This window comes from Rheinheimera metallidurans (assembly GCF_036983985.1).
GTDB classification, from domain to species: domain Bacteria; phylum Pseudomonadota; class Gammaproteobacteria; order Enterobacterales; family Alteromonadaceae; genus Alishewanella; species Alishewanella metallidurans.
The window spans coordinates 35,355-56,490 of the sequence record NZ_JALAHQ010000007.1 but is presented as its reverse complement, the minus strand read 5'-3'; the positions used below and the strand labels follow the sequence as shown (position 1 = coordinate 56,490).

Here is a 21,136-nt window from a genome sequence, read left to right as displayed (position 1 = left end):
ATTCGCCATGCGAGAGTAGTTCACCGCCAGGCTCCCAATTCAAGAAAGCCCGTCTCGTATGAGTCGGGCTTTTTTACGTCTGGAAATTGGCTAAATAATGCGAAATAATAGCCAATAAAAAACCCGCTTACGCGGATCTAATAACTATATGTTATCGTTAATAGGTGTTACTACACCTAGAGTATAGCCCAGGGGCCTTATCTACCAAGATAGTGTTCCCAATCTTTGTAAACCGGTTGTATTCCTTGGTTTTTCAACGCCTCAGCTACCTGAACCACCGTTCGGTCATCATCGATACTAAATTGTTCAAGGCTATCTGGTGCAACACTATAACCACCTGGCTGGGTTTTTGAGCCGGCACTAATGCTGGTAATTGCTAACGGAATAACGTGCTGACGGAATACCGCAGATTCACGAGTTGATAGGCTTATTTCTAACTCGGGTGAGAACAAGCGAAACGCGCAGATAAGTTGTACTAACTCTTTGTCACTGATGGCTAAAGGCGTTTCAATACCACCACTACAAGGGCGTATTCTGGGCACAGATAAGCTATAACGACTTTGCCAGTATTGGTGTTGTAAGTATTGTAAATGTTGAGCTAACAATATTGCATCGGTTCGCCAGTCGGACAAGCCTAATAAAATACCTATACCTATTTTATCTATACCAGCATTACCAATCCGATCGGGTGTGTTTAATCGCCATGCAATGTCAGTTTTGTTGCCTCTTAAATGATGGCTTTGGTATGCGCTTTGGTTATAGGTTTCTTGATATACCATGACAGCGTCTACGCCTAAATATTTTAATTCAGTGTATTCGTCAGTACTTAAAGGTTGAACCTCAAGTTGTACTGTACTGAAGTAGCGCCGAATTAGCGGTAAAACATTGCGGAAATACGCGATACCTACCTTGTTTTCATGCTCGCCGGTAACAATAAGTACCTGCTCAATACCCATAGCCTTAATGGCTTGGCATTCTTGTTCTATTTCAGCAAGATTGAGCGTACGTCTTTTTACTTTTTGGCTAAGCGAAAAACCACAATAAGTGCATTCGTTAGCACAGAGGTTGGATAAATACAGTGGTGCATATAGTTGCACTGTTGCGCCAAAGCGCTGACGAGTAACTTGTTGCGCTTTGCTTGCCAGTTGCGGTAAAAACGCAGCGGCTGCGGGCGATAGCAGCGCTTGTAAATCAACAAGAGTTAAACGTTGTTTGCTTATAACCGCTTGTATATCTGCGGCACTAAATACTCGGCTTTGCAGTTGTAAACTTTGCCAGTCTATTGTTTGCCATTTATGGTAAAAGCTCATAGTTGATCCAAAAAGGCAGTTAATGGGCTCGTTGCCATTGCATGTTGATATGGGGTGGCGATGCCCGCTTGGTAGGCGGCAGAACCAGCCATGCAGGCCAGTCGAAACGCGTTGGCCATAGCGACAGGGTCATTACTGCAGGCTATTGCTGTATTCACCAGAACGGCTGACGCGCCAAGTTCCAATGCATTTGCGGCATGAGATGGTGCGCCAATGCCGGCATCAATGATGACCGGTATAGCGGCTTGCTGAATAATAATTTCTAGCATGGCACGAGTTTGTAAACCTTGGTTTGAGCCAATAGCGGCACCTAGTGGCATAACTGCGGCGCAGCCTGCGTCTTCCAGATGTTTACATAACACAGGATCAGCACTGCAGTAGGGTAGAACAATAAAACCTTGTTTCACTAATTCTTTAGCGGCAATTAGGGTTTCAATCGGGTCTGGCATCAAATAGCGTGGATCTGGGTGTATTTCTAGTTTTAACCAGTTAGTGTCTAAGGCATCGCGAGCCAGCTGGGCGGCCAATATGGCTTCTTTTGCATTTTTTGCACCAGAGGTATTAGGTAATAGCTGTACCCCTAACTCGCGTAGTGGCGTGAGTAAATCATCGTGTTTAAGCGCGAGGTTAAGTCGTTTCATTGCTAAGGTAACGAGTTGGCAACCACTTGCTGCAACGGCTTGTTGCATTAATTGGCTACTAGAAAACTTACCGCTACCAAGTAACAAGCGGCTGTCGAAAGTTTTATCGGCAATACATAACATGGTTAACCTCCGGTAACTAGTTGAAATAGCTGTAGCGCATCATTTTGCTGCAGCTGGTGCGCCGGCCATAAGCGTTTAGCTAATACTGTATTATTAATCGCTATGGCTAAGCCTACTTCAGAGATATCTTGTGCATTGAGCAGCTGCTGTACTGTTATACTTTCAGCTACCGTTAGTTCGGTCGTGTTAAGCGTAATTTGCATTGTAATTCTCACTAGCATGCTGTTCGATAAGGCGTTTTAGCTGAATAAAGGCTTGTGCTGGCTGTGGTTGAGCGGTAATTGCTGACACAACAGCGACTCCATCAACACCGGTACTTAACACCGCCAACAACTTTCCCTCGTTAATGCCACCTATTGCTACTGTTGGTATGTGCTGACACAAACTGGCATAGCGCGCCAACTTCACTAACCCTTGGGGCTTAGACGGCATTTTTTTTGTATCGGTAGCGAAAATATGGCCAAGTGCAATGTATGAGGGCTGCAGTTCAATCGCCGTTAGCAGTTCTAAGTAACTGTGTGTCGATACACCTAAGCGTAAACCTGCAGTTCTTATTGCCTCAAGATCTGCAGTTTGCAAATCCTCTTGGCCAAGGTGCACACCATAAGCGTTATGCTTGATTGCAAGTTGCCAGTAATCGTTAATAAATAGCTGCAGGTTATGTTTTCGGCTTAGTGCAACCGCCGTTGTTATTTGCTGTTCTATTTCCATGTTACTGCCAGCTTTAATGCGTAGCTGTAGGGTATCGGCGCCATAAGGTGCTAAATCTTGTAGCCAATCGCTATTATCAACCACTGGATAAAGACCGATAGGGCGCTGCATTGCGGCAAAAGGTGCTGTTGAGGTTAAATTATCGCGTACATTTAAACGGGGAAAGCTCTCTACCTTAACCGGCCAAGAGTTAAGTTGTACGCAACCCGCACCTTTTCCCGTTGCATAAGCCGCGCTTAATGCATGTTGCACACTAGCATTACCTAGGATAACTGCATCTGTTAATGGATAGTCTTGCGCTAATGCTGCTGCAATACTACTGGCTAATACACAACCTGTACCATGAGTGTGAACCGTATTTAAGCGTGAATTATATAGACTGAGTATTGGTTGCGTGGTTAATTCTGACTTGTTGACATACAGCCTATCAATCACATCAAGGGTACTAGTATCATGACCACCTGTCACTAGCACCGCTGTGGTGCCCCAAGTAAACAGCTGGGTAACTTGCTGGGCTATACTTTGTTTGGGTAAATCGCTAAGCAAGGCTAATTCGGGTAAATTAGGTGTAATTAGGTCAATTAGAGGTAATAGCTGTTGCCGCCAAATAGTCAACAAACCTTGTTCGATAAAGCAGGCGCCCGTACTACTGCTAAATACAGGATCGGCTACCACTTTAAATTGGTAGGCCGATTTGTGTTGGGTTAACCAGAGTGACAACTGTGCTAAAAAATTACTGTTTGGGATTAAACCAATTTTAATTACCTGCGGTGGCATATCCTCTAGCAAGCAGTTTAACTGCGCTAGAAATAACGCAGGGCTGACACATTCATAAGCCGTAATGCCTACGCTATTTTGCGCCGTAATAGCAGCAATAACGCTACAGCCATGGCACTCTAATGCTTTAAAACTATGTAAATCGGCCTGAATGCCGGCGCCACCGCCGCTATCTGAGCTAGCGACAGTCCAGACTATCGGTTTAGTTAAAGGGTTAGTTTGCTGTGGCATCAGTTTGTGCCTCTTGCTGTTGAATTTGCTGGTTTAAGCGCATAGAGCAGAACTTTGGCCCACACATTGAACAAAATTGCTCATCGTCAGCGCCTTCATGGCCTAGCGTTTCATCGTGGTAGGCTTTAGCTGTGAACGGATCTAAAGATAAATTGTATTGATCTTTCCAGCGAAACTCGTAACGGGCTTTAGACAATGCGTTGTCACGTAGTTGTGCACCCGGATGCCCTTTGGCTAAGTCTGCGGCATGGGCCGCAATTTTATAAGCGATAAGGCCTTGTTTGACATCTTCTTTGTTCGGCAGTCCTAAATGCTCTTTCGGCGTGACGTAACATAACATGGCACAACCAAACCAGCCGATCATCGCCGCACCAATGCCTGAGGTAATATGATCATAACCCGGAGCAATATCGGTGGTTAATGGCCCAAGCGTATAAAACGGTGCTTCATGGCAGTGTTTTAGCTGCTCGGTCATATTCTCTTGAATAAGCTGCATAGGTACATGGCCAGGGCCTTCTATCATCACTTGCACATCATAGCGCCATGCAATTTTTGTTAGCTCGCCTAAAGTACGCAGTTCAGCAAACTGTGCCGCATCGTTGGCATCGGCAATACTGCCGGGGCGTAAACCGTCGCCTAATGAAAGTGAAATATCGTAGCGAGCACACAGCTGACAAATTTCTTCAAAGTGTTGATATAAAAAACTTTCTTGATTAAATAGTCGGCACCACTGCGCCATAATAGCGCCACCACGCGACACTATTCCGGTTACGCGTTTTGCTGCTAAGGGCACATGATCTTTTAACACGCCAGCATGAATAGTAAAGTAATCAACACCTTGCTCCGCTTGCTCAACCAGAGTGTCATAAAATACCTGCCAGCTTAATTTGCTAACATCACCCTTAACTTTTTCTAGGGCTTGATAAATAGGTACGGTGCCAATAGGTACTGGGCTGTTGCGTAGTATCCAATCACGAGTTTGATGAATGCGCCTACCGGTAGATAAGTCCATTACGGTGTCTGCACCCCAACGTGTTGCCCAAATAAGCTTTTCTACTTCTTCTTCAATACTTGAGCTAACCGACGAATTACCAATATTAGCGTTTACTTTTACTTTAAAGTTACGGCCAATAATCATCGGCTCTGCCTCAGGATGATTAATGTTTAGTGGAATAATAGCGCGACCAGCGGCAACCTCTTTGCGGACAAACTCGGCAGTAATTTGCTTTGGCGTACTGGCGCCAAAGTTTTCACCTTGGTGGGTACGCACGTTATCGCTTTGTGTGCCCATGTTTTCACGCAACGCAATGTAGTGCATTTCAGGAGTGATAATACCGGCGCGTGCGTAATGCAGTTGGGTTACGGTACTGCCGGCTTTGGCTTGTAAAGGTTGGTGTTCAAACTCGGTTATTTGCTCGTTTAGGGCAATATCAACAAAGCTGGGTACATTTGAAATGGCTACGTCTTGCCGTGCTTTAATCCATGGTAAACGTAGTTTAGGTAAGCCCTTTAGTACGTCCAGCTGTTGTGCCGGGTCGCCATAAGGCCCTGACGTGTCGTAAACCGAAAGTGCAGGGTTAATTAATTCGCTGCCGTCGGCTTGTTTGGTAGGGCTAAGGTGAATATCACGTACAGGTACTTGTACGTTACTAATAGAACAATGCAAATACCTTCGGCTAGAACCGGGAAAGGTTTCACCTTGTAACGCATTAATATAAGCCCGAGCGTGGGCGCGTAAATCACGACTATTGGTTGGTACAGTAGACATAGCAAGCTCCGGTTAGCAAATTGAGGTTGCTTGTCCGGAGTGGGCGGCGCAATAGAATAAACATAACTTATCAATACAGATAGATGTTACGTAATATAATGCGTTTCCCTTGTTTCCCTTCGCAGGTATTAGCCTGATCAGGTTCAACGGATCCCGTTTTCACGGTCTCAGCCTGCTATAAATAGCTAGGCACTCCGACAAGTAGTGCTGGATTATAGTGATAAGTAATGAAAAAGCAAAGATTGTGAAATAATTAAGAATACTAGACTCATCGGAGTTGCTGAAAATTTGCTAGTGCCATATCGTGCTATAGACAGGTTAACCTGTGGAATAATAACAATAAGGGAAAACTCATGAGAGATGTATTATTTTTCGATTCAATGTTAACACCAAAAATTATTACTTTTGTTTATTGGCTGATGCTAATTGGTGTTGTAATTAGTGGATTAGGGGCCATGTTTACCGCATATGGTAGTTTTTGGTCTGGTTTAGGTATTTTAGTGTTTGGTAGTATTGGTGTCAGAATTTGGTGTGAGTTACTTATCGTGTTATTTAAAATTCACGATAATTTAAGAAAATTAGCCGACAAAGAGTAAAAACAGACACCGGTGTAAGCCGGTGTTTTTTTAGTTATAAATTCTCAGCATATAAATATAATGCTTTTAATATTGCTGTTTTTTTCTCGTCGCTGGCATGTTCATGCGCGAGGTTCTCTAACAATAAACCGAATTCTTCAAAGGTTAAGTTAGGCTTATCTAAGCCGTGCATTAGCTTATCGGTACGATAGCGCTGCCACTTTTGTTGCTCGCTGTCGGTTAAGCTGGCCGGGTAGTTGCGAGCACGATACAAAAACAGTAGGTTATTTAAGCGATCATCAGCGAAAGTGGGTGCAGAGCTACCTAGGTGCTCTGGTGGCAACTCATGTAATTGCTGCATTTTTTGCTTATCGGCGTTGCTAATAAAGCCGCTGTACAGCTGATAATCTGGGTTAGACTCGGCAGGGTATTCGTCTAACTGCTGATACAGCTCTATCACTTTGTTTTGAATAACAGGGTGCTGACGCAGCCAGTCTAAATGGTCTAAACACTGCGCGCGATTAATACCTAATTCTGTTGCGCGTTGCTCGCTTAATGTTTTTGCGGGTGCCAGCACGGGGCATTTATTTAAATGAATAAGCTTTAGGCCTAAACGCTGTTCGCCTTGGGCTAAGTCAGCAGTTTTGGTATAAAGTTTTTGTTGCAAGGTGGCAACATCATCATTAAGTAACGGTGTTGGATCGGCCTGCAAATTATAACAAATTATGGCGTTTTTATTAGTTGGATGAAACGCTAACGGTGCTATCCAGCTAACACAACCAGAACTGGCCGGAAACTTAGACGAAACATGCACCAGTGGCACCATGCTAGCAACATCAATTAACTCAGCTGCGTTTTGCTTTTTACGTAAGTTAAATAGGTAGTGAAATAGCTTGGGTTGTTTATCTTTAATCAGTTTTGCTATGGCGATAGTAGCGTAAACGTCGGATAGCGCATCGTGCGCTTTTTCGTGCGCTAAGCCATTGGCGCGAGTGAGCTCTTCCAGTTTAAAACTAGGGCTGCCATCTTCACGCTGCGGCCACACAATACCCTCTGGCCGCAATGCATAACAGGCGCGAACCGTATCGATAAGATCCCAGCGGCTGTTACCTTGCTGCCATTCTCGGCCATAAGGCTCATAAAAGTTGCGAAATAAGCTGTGGCGCGTTACTTCATCATCAAAACGTAAATTGTTATAACCCACCACGCAGGTATTAGGTGTGCTAAAGCGGCTTAAAATACGTTGCATAAACTCGGTTTCAATTAAACCTTTTTTATTGCAAAGTTGCGGTGTTAGGCCGGTAATTAATGCCGCTTGTGGGTGAGGTAAATAGTCATTCGCTAATTGGCAGTACCATACGTCAGGCTCACTAATAATATTTAAATCTAAATCGGTACGGATACCTGCGAACTGTGCGGGGCGGTCACGCTTAGGATCAGCACCCCAAGTTTCGTAATCATGAAAATAAAAGCTGGCAAGTTCGGTCATAGTATTTTGATCATCGTCTAAAAATGTCAGAGATATAATATTAATAACAGTGTTGTAGCCAGTGTAGCAGCAACTGATTGTACTCTCACGGTTTTTGCCATAAGCCAGCAGTAAAATGTAAATTATTATATAGCTATGCCGTGGCCTGACACAGTTGCAGCAATACACTAAGTGGTGCTGACGTATGATTTTTATTATAGGCAAGGCCAAGTTCACGTTTTAACTTCGGCAAGTTTACGGGTCTTAATATAAGGTCTTGTCGTTGCAATAAAGAATCAAGGTTAGGCACTAAAGCGCAACCTACACCGGCTGAAACCAAGCCAAGTGCATACTCAATAGTTTGAATATCGGCGCGTAAATCGGGCTTTATACCGCGGCGAATTAGCTCAGGGTATATGGTGTTCCACGCATCGCAGGGTGTGCGCTTAATTAGTGGTAGTTGCTCAAAGTCGTCGAGTTGTATTTCTTGCTGTAAGCTTAGCGCCGAGCCTAAAGGAATGGCTAATAAATAGCTGTCGTGCCAAATCGGTTGAAATGCTTCACCGGCTTTTAATAACTGCGGCGTAATAATGCGCGCATCACAGCTATCTGTAGGTTCAACCAAATGTAGCTCTAACCCTGGTACCGCGTTACTGAATTCACGCAGTAGCTGGCTCATTCGCTCAACACCTAAAGCTCGTATTAACCCCAGCCGAAATTTAACCCGTGCAACCGGTTGTACAAAGGATGCTTTAAGTGATTGTAATTGCCCTAATAAGCGCCCCGCATGGCCATATAATTTTTCGCCATCTTCCGTTGGAGTTACTCCTTTAGATAGACGTACAAATAGGGTTACCTCTAATTCTTGTTCTAATTGACGCAGTGCCGCAGACAAAGAGGGTTGCGCGACACAGCAATGCCGCGCTGCTGCGCTGATGCTGCCTTGCTCATACACTGCAACAAAGTAACCGAGTTGGCGTATGTCCATAGTTAAAAACTATACCTGATACAGGATTATTATATTTTAACTGTACATTAAAGCAGGCTAATGTGGTAATAATAAAAATTACTTTACTGGTTTTATTAAGGAATTTGCTATGACACGTGCACATTTTGATTGGCAGGACCCATTTGCGTTTTCGAGCATGCTTACTGAAGAAGAACGAATGATCCGCGATAGCGCGCATCAATATTGTCAGGATAAACTGATGCCGCGCGTGTTGATGGCTAACCGTGAAGAGCATTTTCACCGTGAAATTATGAGTGAACTGGGTGAACTTGGCTTACTCGGTGCCACCTTGCCAGAAAAATATGGCTGCTCAAACGTAAACTACGTTTGTTATGGCTTAGTGGCGCGTGAAGTAGAGCGCGTTGACAGCGGTTATCGCAGCGCGATGAGCGTGCAATCATCACTGGTTATGCATCCAATTTATGAATACGGTAGTGAAGCACAGCGGATGAAATATTTGCCTAAGTTAGCTACCGGAGAGTGGGTAGGTTGTTTTGGCTTAACTGAACCTGATGCGGGTTCAGATCCTGCCGGTATGCGCACTACGGCAAAGAAAGTTGCCGGTGGTTATATATTAAATGGCAGCAAAATGTGGATCACAAATTCACCGATTGCTGACGTATTTGTGGTTTGGGCCAAGCTAGATGGCGATATTCGTGGTTTTATACTTGATAAGGGTATGAAAGGGCTGTCGGCACCAAAAATTGAAGGTAAGTTTTCACTACGTGCATCTATTACCGGTGAAATTGTGATGGATAACGTTGAAGTAACTGAAGAGGCGTTATTGCCAAATGTCAGCGGTTTAAAAGGCCCATTTGGTTGCTTAAACAAGGCTCGTTATGGCATTGCTTGGGGCGCACTGGGTGCTGCGGAGTTTTGCTGGCACGCTGCGCGTCAGTATACGTTAGACCGTCATCAGTTTGGTAAACCGCTTGCAGCTACGCAATTAGTACAGAAAAAACTGGCTGATATGCAAACCGATATTAGCATTGGTTTATTGGCCTGTTTGCAGGCTGGGCGTTTGATGGACCAAAATATGCTACCACCAGAAACAATATCGCTAATAAAACGTAATTCTTGCGGCAAAGCTTTAGATATTGCGCGCATTGCCCGTGATATGCATGGTGGTAATGGTATTGCTGATGAATTTCATGTGATTCGCCACGTGATGAATTTAGAAGCGGTTAATACCTATGAAGGCACGCATGATATTCACGCGCTAATTTTAGGCCGTGCACAAACCGGTTTACAGGCATTTGGCGGTTAATAGCTTAGTCTAATACGTATAGTGGAGTTCGCGTTATGTCAGAGGCAGTGCATCCCTGGGTTAATGAGTTTCGGCAACGTTTAAGCGACGGTAAGTTTCCGCAATATAGCTCAAGTTACGAGATTGAATACAGTACCTTGTATCAGTTATGGCATAGCCAGCTGTGTAGCCGGTTACTGGATTTACAGTCTCGTTTACTACAAGCCAAAGGTCAGAGTTTTTATACCATTGGTAGTGCCGGACATGAAAGTAACGCCGCTATTGCCGCGGCGCTAAGAGTGACTGATCCGGCGTTTTTACACTATCGCAGTGGCGCGTTTTTTATTGAACGCAGTAAACAACACCCCGGTAGCACACCGCTGTATGACATGATGTTATCGTTTTGCGCCAGCAGTGATGACCCCATATCAGGCGGGCGACATAAAGTATTAGGCAGCTTAGCGTTAAATATTCCACCACAAACCAGTACCATTGCCTCACAGTTACCTAAAGCTGTAGGCACTGCCTTTGCTATCGATCTAAGCAAGCGTTTAGCTCTTAAAGGCCAATGGCCGCATGATGCCATCGCCGTGTGTAGCTTTGGTGATGCATCGGCCAACCACTCCACAGCGCAGGGTGCAATTAACTCAACCAGTTGGGTCGCGTATCAGCAAGTACCTATGCCAATACTCTTTGTTTGTGAAGATAACGGCCTGGGTATCTCAACCCCAACCCCCAACGGCTGGATAGAACAAAATTTGGCGGATAGACCGGCAATAAAGTATTTTGCTGCCGACAGTCGTGATATTGCCCAAACTTACGCTATTGCTAAGTGCGCAGCAGATTACGTGCGCACGAAACGTAAGCCAGCAATATTGCATTTATCTACGGTACGCTTATTTGGTCATGCCGGTGCTGATACTGAAGTAGCGTATCGCACTAAAGCACAAATAGAAGCCGAATTAGCGCAAGACCCTTTACTTACTTGCACTGCAGCTTTACTTGCAACGGGTGAAGTAAATGCAGAGCAATTACTACAGCAACTTAACGCACTACAACAACAAATTGCACGAGTAGCCGCCACGGCAAGTGCTAAGCCTAAGCTGGTTACTGCAGAGCAGGTGATGGCGTCTATTGCACCAGAGCGGCCATATTTAGCCCAACCAGCATTGCTAACCACTGACGCACGGCAGAAGTTGTTTGCTTTTGATCAGCACAACATGGGTAAAAAACAGCATCTGGCTAAACTGTTAAACTGGGCATTACATGATGTGTTAGCGCAGTATAATAATACCGTAGTGTTTGGTGAAGACGTAGCGAAAAAGGGCGGCGTTTACGGCGTAACCCAGCATTTAGTCCACGAGTTTGGCAGTAACCGCGTTATAAATACCTTGCTAGATGAGCAAAGTATTTTGGGAATGGCCATTGGCCTAGCCCAACAAGGTTTTATTGCCATACCGGAAATTCAGTTTTTAGCTTATGTGCATAATGCGGAAGACCAAATACGGGGTGAGGCGGCAACTTTGCCGTTTTTCTCTAATGGCAAATATCATAATGCCATGGTCATTCGTATTGCTGGCTTAGCCTATCAGCGGGGCTTTGGTGGGCACTTTCATAATGATAACTCCTTTGCCGTGTTTCGTGATATTCCAGGTGTCATCCTGTTTTGTCCGTCTAATGGCACCGATGCTGCTTTGCTCATGCGCCAAGCCGTGCAGTTAGCCCATGAGCAAAAACGCTTGGTTATTTTTCTTGAGCCAATAGCGCTTTATATGACTCGTGATTTACACAGTGCTGGTGATGGCCTGTGGTTGTCCGATTACCCAACACCCGATACGCCGTTGCCACAACTGGGTGAACCAGCCTGCTTTGGCGATGGTGAAGAGTTAGCCATTATTAGCTACGGCAATGGATATTTTCTTAGCCGACAGGCGGAAAAAGAGTTAACAGAGCAAGGTTATAAGTTACGCGTACTTGATTTGCGCACCTTGGTACCATTACATACTGACTTGATAATTAAAGCATTAGGTAATTGTCGTAAGGTATTAATTGTTGATGAGTGTCGCCGCCGTGGGTCGTTAAGTGAAGAGCTATTTACCGCATTACATGAAGCTAAACCTACGTATTTTCATATAAGCCGCTTGTGCGCCCAAGACAGTTTTATTCCTTTAGGTAGCGCAGCCTACGCAGTGTTGCCGTCTAAGCAACAAATTATTGAACAGGCGCTACAGTTATTAACTGCCAGCAAGCAGGAGGCAAAACCATGAAAAAAACTGCACTAGTGGTTTGCCCAGGGCGAGGCACTTATAACAAACCTGAGCTGGGTTATATTACGCAGCATCTAACCGATAAAGCCCTGTTACAGCAGTTTGACAGCGTTAGACAAGAACGAAACTTAACAACCATTTCTGAGCTGGATCAACTGCCCGTATTTAACCGTAGTCAGCATTTAAAAGCCGAGAATGCGGCCGGCTTAATTTTTGCCGCTGGCGTTAGTGATTACCAAAGTATTAATAGCGAACAATTTGATGTTGTGGCCGTTACCGGTAACTCTATGGGGTGGTACACCGCACTGGGCTGTGCTGGCGTGCTGGCGCCCGATACCGGCATGCAATTAGTTATTGATATGGCACAGCTAACAGCAGGTGGTGCCGGTGCCCAGTTTATTTATCCGGTAATTGATGAGAACTGGCAGCCCGACCCGCAACGAATTGCCTTGGTGCAGCAGCAATTAGCTCAGCATCAAGACGAGCTGTATATGTCGATTGTTTACGGCGGCTATGCCGTGTTAGCTGGCACTGAAACAGCAGTTAAATCAGCAATCGCGGCATTACCACCTTGTGATGATCGTTTCCCGCTATTATTGCCAGGGCATGCTGGTTTTCATACCCGTTTAATGCAAAGTGCGTCAGATAAGGCATTAAACTTATGGCCAGCGCAGCAATTTAGCCAGCCAAAGTTACCGTTAATTGATGGTAAAGGCCACATTTGGCCTGCGCTGGGCTCTAGCTTAAGCGCACTGCAGCACTACACCTTGCAGCATCAAGTCTGTCAGACGTATGATTTTTCATTAGCGTTACAAACCGCCGTAAAAGAGTTTGCGCCAGAGCATATTATTTTACTGGGCCCAGGTGGTGCATTAGGTGGTGCGGTAGCGCAAAGCCTAATTCAAATTAACTGGCAGGGTATAGGCTCAAAGCAAGACTTTGTTGCAGCGCAGCAAGCTGGGCTACCTTATATTCTTAGTATGGGGCTGCCAGAGCAACGTGTGCATTGTGTCTAACTAATGCATAGCTCGTTGTCGAAAAACGCCACGTATATCACGTGGCGTTTCACTTTTTCGATCAGTCGATTGTTGTGATTTATTCTGAAATAACGTACAACTAGGTAAGATAACGACAAGGAATAAAACAATGAAAGCTTTACTTACCGCAGGGTTACTGAGCCTGTCAACTGTCGCTGTAGCATCAACTACACCTATTGGTATAGTGATCCATGGGGGTGCAGGAACCATTAACCGCGCCAATATGACCGAGCAGCAAGAGCAGGCGTATCATGCCATGTTAAGCCATGCGATTAACCAAGGTTATGAGGTGCTGGCAAAAGGCGGTTCTAGCGTTGATGCGGTAACCGCGGCTGTATTAGTGCTTGAAGACTCGCCGTTGTTTAACGCTGGCAAGGGTGCCGTATATACTTTTGATGAAACTCACGAACTGGACGCCTCTATTATGGATGGCCGAGATCGCAACGCAGGCGCTGTAGCCGGTGTTACCAATGTGAAAAACCCGATATTGCTAGCGAAAGCGGTAATGCAGCATTCAGAGCATGTGATGTTAGCAGGCAAGGGCGCTGAGCAGTTTGCGCAAGAGCAAAAACTTGAGTTGGTAGAAAATAGTTATTTTGATACTGATTTTCGTTATGAGTCATTAAAGCGCGCCAAACAGGCCATGACGCCACAACCGCATCAAGCCTCTATACCGTTTGACCCAGCTTGGAAAATGGGCACAGTAGGCGCGGTAGCTATCGACCGGCAAGGTAACTTAGCAGCGGCTACCTCTACTGGTGGTATGACAGCAAAACGTTATGGCAGAATTGGTGATGCACCGGTAATAGGTGCAGGTAACTTTGCCGATAATAGCAGTTGTGCAGTATCAGCTACCGGCCATGGTGAGTATTTTATTCGTTACCAAGTGGCCTATGAAATATGCGCCAGAGCCAAGTATCAGCAAAAAACAGCAGCCGTAGCGGCACAGGAAGTCATTGCTGAATTAAAACAGATTGGTGGCGATGGTGGCGTTATTGTCGTGGACAATAAAGGTAAATTAAGCTGGGCGTTTAATAGCGAAGGTATGTACCGCGCAATGAAAACTGAAGGTGGTCCGGTTATCAGTGAAATTTTTGCAAGTAAAAATTAATTCGGTTAACGACAGTAAACTCCGCTAACCTTAAGGTCAGGTTAAATAGTTATTAATAAGCTATCTATACCTTGTTTATTTATGTAATGCGGAGGGATCTATGGACGCGCTAAAAGTGGCTGATTATATGAACCGGTATCCGGTTACCTTTACTGCCGATATGCCGGTTGAGATGGCCGTTGATCGTTTGTTACGTGCTCGGCAAACCGGCGGACCGGTGGTTGATAGTCAGCTTAAAATTATTGGTTTTATTTCTGAGCAAGACTGTTTGCAGCGCATGCTAATGTCAACTTACCATGACCAACAAGCGTCAAGGGTTACAGATGTTATGAATAGCGCGGTGTTAACAGTAAAAGCTTATGAATGCATTATCGATGTTGCACAAATTATGCTTAAAGCAAAACCTAAGCTCTATCCAGTAATCGACGATGATGGTTATTTACTGGGTATTATTACCCGTAGCGATGTGTTAGCCGCGATAGATAAAGAATTACGGTCACATTATCGAAAAGTAAGTTAGTTACGCTGCTCGCCATGCGTTAACGCTGGATTTTTACCTACCGCTCTTGGTAGCATGACGCCCTCTATTAACGAGGGCGTTGTTTTGTCTGAACCTGTTATCACTATTCCTGAATTACTATCTCGTGTTACTGGCTGCTTATTAAAAGATCAGTTTCGTTTGCGTCGTCGTTTACATAATTGCCAAAGCCTAGCGGATACAGTAAAAACTCAACAGCTGGCACGTATTGCCAAGGATATAGGCCGCTCAGAAGCCTTGGTTGTTGCTAGGCGTGAGTCGCTGCCAAAAATTAACTATGCCTTGCAGTTGCCGGTTTCAGAAAAGAAAGATGAGATTAAAGCTGCAATTGCCGCAAATCAGATAGTGATTATTGCTGGTGAAACCGGCTCAGGTAAAACCACGCAAATACCCAAAATTTGCCTTGAGCTAGGCCGAGGTATAAGCGGTATGATTGGCCATACCCAACCACGTCGTTTAGCTGCGCGCACGGTGTGCGATCGTATTGCCCAAGAGCTAGAATGTCAGGTGGGTGATAAGGTTGGTTATAAAATACGCTTTGGCGATCATACCAGTGATAACACTTATATTAAGCTAATGACCGACGGTATTTTACTGGCTGAAATTCAGCAAGACCGTTTTTTAAACCAATACGACACCATTATTATTGACGAAGCGCACGAACGTAGTCTTAATATCGATTTTTTACTTGGTTATTTCAAACAACTGTTACCCAAGCGCCCTGATCTAAAGCTGATTATTACCTCAGCCACTATTGACCCTCAGCGCTTTTCTAAGCATTTTTTTGATGCGCCTATTATTGAAGTATCTGGACGTACTTATCCGGTTGATACCCGTTATCGGCCAATATCAGAGCAAGAGGAGAAAGACGCCGATCAGCTGCAAGGCATCTTTGATGCTGTCGATGAGCTGTACCGTGAGCCTCCTGGTGATATTCTTATATTTCTTAACGGTGAGCGAGAAATTCGCGATACCGCCGATGCGTTAGATAAATTAAAGCTGCCGCATACCGAAGTGTTACCGCTTTATGCTCGTTTAAGTGCCGCAGAGCAAAATCGCATTTTTCAAAGCCACAGTGGTCGGCGCATTGTGCTGGCCACTAACGTAGCCGAAACCTCGTTAACAGTGCCAGGTATTCGCTATGTTATTGACCCTGGCACCGCGCGTTTGTCGCGTTATAGCTACCGCTCTAAAGTACAGCAGCTGCCAATAGAAGCCATTAGCCAAGCCAGTGCTAACCAACGAAAAGGGCGTTGTGGCCGCGTTGCCGCCGGTATTTGTATTCGTTTATATAGTGAAGATGATTTTAACGCTAGACCAGAGTTTACCGATCCGGAAATTCTGCGCACTAACCTAGCCTCGGTTATTATGCAAATGCTGGCGTTAGGGCTGGGCGATATTGCTGCGTTTCCGTTTTTACAACGACCCGATAGCCGCTTTATTAATGACGGCGTCAAATTACTGGAAGAGCTTGGTGCTATAGCACTGCAAAGCAGTAAACAAGGCTTGCAGCTAACTGAATTAGGTAAAAAGCTGGCGCGGTTACCGATAGACCCACGGTTAGCGCGAATGGTGCTCGCTGGCGCCGATAATAGCGCGTTACAAGAATTGCTGGTGCTTGCTGCAGCGCTATCCATTCAAGATCCGCGTGAACGACCACTTGATAAGCAACAAAAAGCCGATCAATGTCATCAACGTTTTGCTGATCCCGACTCTGACTTTGCTAGCTGGTTAAAGTTATGGCAGTACTTACAACAGCAGCAAGAAGAACTAAGTAATAACCAGTTTCGTCGTTTGTGTCGTCAAGAGTTTTTAAATTATTTGCGGGTACGCGAATGGCAAGATTTAACCGCACAACTTACGCAGCTAATGCAAGAGCAAGGCTACACGCTTAATAGCCAAGCGGCCAGTTATATACCCATTCATCAAGCGGTACTTAGCGGTTTGCTGGGACAGGTTGGTTTTAAAGACAGTGAAGCTGATTATTTAGGCCCACGGCAAACCCGCTTTTTTGTCTTTCCGGGTAGCCATTTATTTAAGCGTAAGCCCAAATGGGTTGCGGCGGCCGAATGGGTAGAAACCAGTAAACTCTATGCCCGAACCCTTGCCAAAATTGAACCTGAGTGGATAGAGCCGCTGGCGCAACATTTGGTTAATCGTAACTATAGCGAACCGCACTGGGAGAAAAAACGTGGCGCCGTTATCGCCTATGAACAAGTTAGCTTGTATGGCTTAGTTATTGTTGCTAAACGCGCCGTGTTATATAGCAAAATAGATGCCGCAGTGTGCCATGGTATTTTTGTTCGTGAAGCCTTAGTTAACCAAGAATTGGCTAGCAACGATGCCTTTTTACAGCACAACCAGCGCTTAATTGATGATGTAACGGCGCTAGAAGAGAAATCACGACGTCGCGATATTCTGGTAGACGAAGATACGCTAGCGGCCTTTTACGCTGAGCGGGTGCCAGAGTGGGCCAACAATCGCATTGATTTTGCCAAGTGGTGGAAGAAAAAGCGCGCTGAAGATGCCAACTATCTAAACTTTGATCCGAACAGCTTATTAAATCGTGATGCGAGCGATATTACTGCGGATAAGTTTCCTGAAATGTGGCGCCAAGGTAATTTAACCTTACCACTAGAATATCATTTTGCCCCAGGCGAAATAGATGACGGTGTTAGCCTTATTATTCCTCTGGCATTATTAAACCAACTTGAAGAAACCGGGTTTGACTGGTTAATACCCGCGTTACGGCACGATTTATTAGTCGCGCTAATTAAATCGTTACCAAAACACTACCGGCGCAACTTTGTGCCCGCACCCAACTATGCTGATGCTTTAATGCAAAGTATTCAGCCAGCTGATGGCAAATTACTTGAAAGCATCAGCTATCGCTTAAAACGCATGTCGGGCATAGATATACCGCACGAAGCGTGGGATTTACAAAGTGTGCCACTGCATTTAAAAATGAATTTTAAAGTAGTCGATGAAAAAGGTACGACAGTGCAGCAAGGTCGCTCGCTGGGTTTATTAAAGCAAGGCTTGCAAGGCGAGGTGCAACAAAGTTTAAGTCAGGTCGCTGAGCAAGGTATTGAACAAAATAAACTGACACAGTGGAGCTTTGGTCAGTTACCCAAAGAATATATAAAACTGCAGGCCGGCTATGAAATTAAAGCCTTTCCGGCGCTAGTAGATGAGCGTGACTCGGTAGCCATAAAGTTATTAGACAACCCGCAACAAGCACTACAAACCACCAAGCAGGGGCTTAGGCGTTTATTGCTGCTAAATATTCCATCGCCAGTAAAATACCTACAAGAGTCGTTACCCAACAAAGCTAAACTTGGTTTGTATTTTAATCCGTTTGGTCGGGTATTAGAGCTTATTGATGACTGCATTGCCGCTGGTGTTGATGCACTAATAGCTAAAACAGCGATACCGCAAAATAGTGATGAGTTCACGTTGTTACGCGAACGGGTGCGTGCTGAACTAGGTGAGAGCGTATTATCGATTGCGCTTAAAGTAGAGCAAATTTTGACGCTATGCCACGACATACAAAAACGCTTAAAAGGCAAAGTAGATTTAGCCCATGTGCAATCACAAGGTGATATTAAACAACAGTTAAATGAGCTTATTTTTAAAGGCTTTGTTAGTCGCCATGGCGCAACACGGTTAGATGATTTACTGCGTTATTTGCAAGCGATGCAAAAACGACTAGAGAAATTACCAACTGACCCACAACGTGATCGGTTATTAATGCACGAATATCAAAAAGCCGCCGATGCCTATCAAAACTTACTCGGCAAGTTTGCGGGTAGCTCGTTATTACCAGAGCTTGTACAAGATATTTATTGGATGCTGCAAGAGTTAAAGGTATCGCTGCACGCACAGCAGCTAGGTACGCCGTATCCTATTTCGGTTAAACGTATATTACATGCCGTTAACGAAGTGAAAACTTAACAAAAGCAATGCATGTTGCTAACACCTCTTTACAGCACCTGCAGAAAGTTCTATAACTTAGAGCTGTTCTAGCTAGGGGAGGTATTATGCTGACAAGAGGAGACAACCGGCATTATTTTCGCATGATGGTGAATGCCGATGTAAAACTGATGATTAATGATCCAGAAACAGGCCGTGTCGTTGACGGGATCTGCCGTGATTTAAGTGCGTCAGGTATGTCAGTTGAAGTTGATGAACCGCTAGAAATGGGCACATTAATTAGATTACGGCTAGATTCTGCTAATGCCAGTGTTCCACCTCTGGATGCCAGCGCTAAGGTAATGCGGTGCAGTCAAGAGAGTGAGGATATTTATCAGCTGGGTTTAGCTTTTTTGGAATTGAGTTAACAGTCGGTTATAGTAAAAAAAGCAGCCTAGGCTGCTTTTTTATTGGTTGTTTATTGTGGTGAAAACCGCACATTAAAGCTCACCGGTACCAGAGGATCAATGCGTTTTAACCCCGCCAGCTCTTGTAGTTTTGCTACACCTGCTGTTAAGTTAAAACTGTTGGTATTTAGCATCAATGGGCTTTCAGAGCTTGCTTGTAATGTATTATCGCTTAACTTGGTAATGCGTACTTTGCTATTAATCATAGCTTGCTCTTTTGCAATGGTAATGGTTAGCGGCAAATCTAAGACTGTTGAGTTATTTACGCTTAGCGCCGCAACACTATCGTCACTTAACGGCACACTTACCTTAATATTGGCATATTGCTCAGCTTGTAGCACATACTGCCATATCCGCTCATTACGAATAGGAATATTGGTTTGCATACTCATTACCGGTACGGTAATAGACACGGTTTTACCGTCCCAACTACCGCTTAACTGATTAAATTGATGAGTTTCGGCAACAACGTCATTTTTTACTGAAACAAAATACAGACTGGATTTTTCGTTATCCAGTTGCCAGTTTGCTGCAACGGCAACCTGAGAGCTTAACAATAAGCTAAGTGCGATTAATTTCATTTGTGTCTCCTGTTATGCCAATGTACTACAGTGCATGGCGCCTAGTATATTTTGCAGACCAAACCTTTTAGATAACTGCCTTCTGGATAAAAGCTGGCAATAGGGTGATCACTGTCTTGGCTAAGTTTTTCTATAAATAAACAATCTCTTTTGGCATCAATGGCTGCGTCGGCAACTATTTTTTGAAATAAGCCGTCTTCCATCAAACCTGAGCATGAAAACGTTAACAATAAGCCGCCGGGTTTCACAATTTGCATTGCTACCATATTAATGTCTTTATAACCGCGACAGGCTGACATTAGCTGAGCCTTACTGTCGACAAACTTTGGCGGATCAAGAATAACCATATCAAACTGTTTACCTTGCTCTCGGTATTGGCGCAGTAGTTTAAACACATCAAATTTAACGTTATCTATCTTAGAGAGATCTAACTGATTAAGTTCCGCATTTTTTAGCGCGGTATTCAATGCCAGCTCTGATAAGTCAACGTTAGTAACTGATGAGGCACCACCTTGCAGTGCAGCAACGCCAAAGGTGCCAGTATAGCTAAAACAGTTTAGCACCGTTTTATTTTTTGCGTAGCGTTTTGCGGCCGCTCGGCTGGCGCGTTGGTCAAGATAAAATCCGGTTTTATGGCCTTGCATTACATCAACTAATAACGACATGCCATGTTCTTTAATAACCACTTCGCCCGATGTTCTAGGCAAGTGCAGCCAGCCTGTAACTGGCTTTAAGCCTTCTTTTTTACGCACATCAACATCTGAGCGTTCATAAATACTATGCTCAGGAAATAATGCGATTAAAGCGGCGACAATAGCGTCACGCCACGCATCGGCACCGGCAGACAACAGCTGACAAACTAATATGTTGTCATATTTATCAATGGTAACACCAGGTAAACCATCAGACTCTGCTGCAACAACTCTTAAACCTGTAGTGTCATTTAAATTAAATACTTCAGTCCGTAACTGCCATGCGCGAGCAATTCGGCGTTGAAAAAAACTGGCGTCAATGATGTCGTTTTGGTTAAAGCTCCAAACACGAGCACGTATTTGCGAATGTGCAGAATAAGCTGCATAACCTAACCATTCGCCTTTACTACTAAACACCTCAACAGTTTGGCCGCTAGACAGGTTATCACTAACTGTTTTTATGGCTTTAGAAAAAATCCACGGGTGTAATCGTTTTAGTGATTTTTCTCGGGTTTCGAGTAAGGTTAATCGTGCTAATGTGGCTGAAGGCTTATTCATCGGTATTTATACACTGTGCTAAACTAAAGGCCGCATTGTAGTTAAAGTGAAGCGCTGAGCAAAGCTAAAGTAGAATTTTTATTCAACAAGTCATTGTGTCATGTTAGTTAAATA

At 44.5% G+C, this 21,136-nt stretch carries 17 protein-coding genes and 1 riboswitch; of the genes, 8 read left to right on the top strand and 9 right to left on the bottom strand.

Going from position 1 to position 21,136, the window contains the following annotated elements; all coding sequences use genetic code 11:
* Nucleotides 1-197: 197 nt before the first annotated feature.
* Genes thiH through thiC form a run of 5 tightly spaced genes read right to left on the bottom strand, consistent with a single transcriptional unit; the run spans nucleotide 198 to nucleotide 5,561 of the window.
* A complete protein-coding gene (gene thiH, locus MN199_RS14335; protein WP_335739902.1) occupies nucleotides 198-1,310 on the bottom strand; it encodes a 2-iminoacetate synthase ThiH in 1,113 nt (370 codons plus the stop codon).
* On the bottom strand, nucleotides 1,307-2,074 hold the full coding sequence (locus MN199_RS14330; RefSeq protein WP_335739901.1) for a thiazole synthase: 768 nt from the start codon (nucleotides 2,072-2,074) through the stop codon (nucleotides 1,307-1,309). The genes thiH and MN199_RS14330 overlap by 4 nt, the downstream gene beginning before the upstream one ends.
* A gap of 2 nt (nucleotides 2,075-2,076) precedes the next feature.
* Nucleotides 2,077-2,277, bottom strand: a complete 201-nt coding sequence (gene thiS, locus MN199_RS14325; RefSeq protein ID WP_165907379.1) for a sulfur carrier protein ThiS — start codon at nucleotides 2,275-2,277, stop codon at nucleotides 2,077-2,079.
* Nucleotides 2,261-3,793 (bottom strand): thiamine phosphate synthase, encoded by a 1,533-nt coding sequence (gene thiE / locus MN199_RS14320; protein ID WP_335739900.1) that lies wholly within the window; start codon nucleotides 3,791-3,793, stop codon nucleotides 2,261-2,263. The genes thiS and thiE overlap by 17 nt, the downstream gene beginning before the upstream one ends.
* A complete protein-coding gene (thiC, locus tag MN199_RS14315; RefSeq protein WP_335739899.1) occupies nucleotides 3,777-5,561 on the bottom strand; it encodes a phosphomethylpyrimidine synthase ThiC in 1,785 nt (594 codons plus the stop codon). Before thiC ends, thiE begins: the two co-directional genes overlap by 17 nt.
* Nucleotides 5,562-5,657: 96 nt before the next feature.
* Nucleotides 5,658-5,768: riboswitch (TPP riboswitch) on the bottom strand.
* A 146-nt stretch (nucleotides 5,769-5,914) separates the two neighbouring features.
* Here thiC and MN199_RS14310 point away from each other — a divergent pair.
* On the top strand, nucleotides 5,915-6,157 hold the full coding sequence (locus MN199_RS14310; RefSeq protein WP_132583142.1) for a DUF4282 domain-containing protein: 243 nt from the start codon (nucleotides 5,915-5,917) through the stop codon (nucleotides 6,155-6,157).
* 34 nt (nucleotides 6,158-6,191) lie between these two features.
* Here MN199_RS14310 and sbcB read toward each other — a convergent pair whose 3' ends face one another.
* The gene (gene sbcB, locus MN199_RS14305) at nucleotides 6,192-7,625 is read right to left on the bottom strand and encodes an exodeoxyribonuclease I (protein WP_335739898.1); all 1,434 of its coding nucleotides are present in this window, start codon (nucleotides 7,623-7,625) and stop codon (nucleotides 6,192-6,194) included.
* A gap of 133 nt (nucleotides 7,626-7,758) precedes the next feature.
* Nucleotides 7,759-8,592, bottom strand: coding sequence for a LysR family transcriptional regulator (locus MN199_RS14300; RefSeq protein WP_335739897.1), 834 nt, complete (start codon nucleotides 8,590-8,592; stop codon nucleotides 7,759-7,761).
* Nucleotides 8,593-8,701: 109 nt separating this feature from the next.
* Here MN199_RS14300 and MN199_RS14295 point away from each other — a divergent pair, with 109 nt between their 5' ends.
* The 7 genes from MN199_RS14295 (at nucleotide 8,702) to MN199_RS14265 (ending at nucleotide 19,152) form a co-directional block, all read left to right on the top strand.
* Nucleotides 8,702-9,880, top strand: coding sequence for an acyl-CoA dehydrogenase (locus MN199_RS14295; protein ID WP_132583148.1), 1,179 nt, complete (start codon nucleotides 8,702-8,704; stop codon nucleotides 9,878-9,880).
* A gap of 35 nt (nucleotides 9,881-9,915) precedes the next feature.
* Nucleotides 9,916-12,126 carry a thiamine pyrophosphate-dependent enzyme gene (locus MN199_RS14290; RefSeq protein ID WP_335739896.1) on the top strand — a complete coding sequence of 737 codons (2,211 nt, stop codon included), beginning with the start codon at nucleotides 9,916-9,918 and terminating at the stop codon, nucleotides 12,124-12,126.
* Nucleotides 12,123-13,142, top strand: a complete 1,020-nt coding sequence (locus MN199_RS14285) for a malonyl CoA-ACP transacylase (RefSeq protein ID WP_335739895.1) — start codon at nucleotides 12,123-12,125, stop codon at nucleotides 13,140-13,142. The genes MN199_RS14290 and MN199_RS14285 overlap by 4 nt, the downstream gene beginning before the upstream one ends.
* Nucleotides 13,143-13,272: 130 nt before the next feature.
* On the top strand, nucleotides 13,273-14,274 hold the full coding sequence (locus tag MN199_RS14280; RefSeq protein ID WP_335739894.1) for an isoaspartyl peptidase/L-asparaginase family protein: 1,002 nt from the start codon (nucleotides 13,273-13,275) through the stop codon (nucleotides 14,272-14,274).
* Between the two features lie 100 nt (nucleotides 14,275-14,374).
* Nucleotides 14,375-14,794, top strand: a complete 420-nt coding sequence (locus tag MN199_RS14275; protein ID WP_335739893.1) for a CBS domain-containing protein — start codon at nucleotides 14,375-14,377, stop codon at nucleotides 14,792-14,794.
* Nucleotides 14,795-14,878: 84 nt separating this feature from the next.
* Nucleotides 14,879-18,766 carry an ATP-dependent RNA helicase HrpA gene (gene hrpA / locus MN199_RS14270; protein ID WP_335739892.1) on the top strand — a complete coding sequence of 1,296 codons (3,888 nt, stop codon included), beginning with the start codon at nucleotides 14,879-14,881 and terminating at the stop codon, nucleotides 18,764-18,766.
* 86 nt (nucleotides 18,767-18,852) lie between these two features.
* Complete coding sequence (locus MN199_RS14265) at nucleotides 18,853-19,152, top strand: PilZ domain-containing protein (RefSeq protein WP_335739891.1); 300 nt, start codon at nucleotides 18,853-18,855, stop codon at nucleotides 19,150-19,152.
* A 50-nt stretch (nucleotides 19,153-19,202) separates the two neighbouring features.
* Here MN199_RS14265 and MN199_RS14260 read toward each other — a convergent pair whose 3' ends face one another.
* Both MN199_RS14260 and MN199_RS14255 read right to left on the bottom strand, forming a co-directional pair.
* On the bottom strand, nucleotides 19,203-19,772 hold the full coding sequence (locus tag MN199_RS14260) for a YceI family protein (protein ID WP_335739890.1): 570 nt from the start codon (nucleotides 19,770-19,772) through the stop codon (nucleotides 19,203-19,205).
* A 41-nt stretch (nucleotides 19,773-19,813) separates the two neighbouring features.
* A complete protein-coding gene (locus MN199_RS14255; RefSeq protein ID WP_132583162.1) occupies nucleotides 19,814-21,022 on the bottom strand; it encodes a class I SAM-dependent rRNA methyltransferase in 1,209 nt (402 codons plus the stop codon).
* Nucleotides 21,023-21,136 lie beyond the last annotated feature (114 nt).

What these genes read in the sequence shown, in the direction of transcription:
- MN199_RS14295 (WP_132583148.1), top strand. Translation starts at nt 8,702, where the DNA reads ATGACACGTGCACATTTTGATTGGCAGGACCCATTTGCGTTTTCGAGC.
- MN199_RS14300 (WP_335739897.1), bottom strand. Translation starts at nt 8,592, where the DNA reads ATGGACATACGCCAACTCGGTTACTTTGTTGCAGTGTATGAGCAAGGC.
- MN199_RS14280 (WP_335739894.1), top strand. Translation starts at nt 13,273, where the DNA reads ATGAAAGCTTTACTTACCGCAGGGTTACTGAGCCTGTCAACTGTCGCT.
- MN199_RS14330 (WP_335739901.1), bottom strand. Translation starts at nt 2,074, where the DNA reads ATGTTATGTATTGCCGATAAAACTTTCGACAGCCGCTTGTTACTTGGT.
- MN199_RS14275 (WP_335739893.1), top strand. Translation starts at nt 14,375, where the DNA reads ATGGACGCGCTAAAAGTGGCTGATTATATGAACCGGTATCCGGTTACC.
- thiH (WP_335739902.1), bottom strand. Translation starts at nt 1,310, where the DNA reads ATGAGCTTTTACCATAAATGGCAAACAATAGACTGGCAAAGTTTACAA.
- MN199_RS14310 (WP_132583142.1), top strand. Translation starts at nt 5,915, where the DNA reads ATGAGAGATGTATTATTTTTCGATTCAATGTTAACACCAAAAATTATT.
- MN199_RS14285 (WP_335739895.1), top strand. Translation starts at nt 12,123, where the DNA reads ATGAAAAAAACTGCACTAGTGGTTTGCCCAGGGCGAGGCACTTATAAC.
- MN199_RS14265 (WP_335739891.1), top strand. Translation starts at nt 18,853, where the DNA reads ATGCTGACAAGAGGAGACAACCGGCATTATTTTCGCATGATGGTGAAT.
- MN199_RS14260 (WP_335739890.1), bottom strand. Translation starts at nt 19,772, where the DNA reads ATGAAATTAATCGCACTTAGCTTATTGTTAAGCTCTCAGGTTGCCGTT.
- thiC (WP_335739899.1), bottom strand. Translation starts at nt 5,561, where the DNA reads ATGTCTACTGTACCAACCAATAGTCGTGATTTACGCGCCCACGCTCGG.
- MN199_RS14255 (WP_132583162.1), bottom strand. Translation starts at nt 21,022, where the DNA reads ATGAATAAGCCTTCAGCCACATTAGCACGATTAACCTTACTCGAAACC.
- thiS (WP_165907379.1), bottom strand. Translation starts at nt 2,277, where the DNA reads ATGCAAATTACGCTTAACACGACCGAACTAACGGTAGCTGAAAGTATA.
- MN199_RS14290 (WP_335739896.1), top strand. Translation starts at nt 9,916, where the DNA reads ATGTCAGAGGCAGTGCATCCCTGGGTTAATGAGTTTCGGCAACGTTTA.
- sbcB (WP_335739898.1), bottom strand. Translation starts at nt 7,625, where the DNA reads ATGACCGAACTTGCCAGCTTTTATTTTCATGATTACGAAACTTGGGGT.
- thiE (WP_335739900.1), bottom strand. Translation starts at nt 3,793, where the DNA reads ATGCCACAGCAAACTAACCCTTTAACTAAACCGATAGTCTGGACTGTC.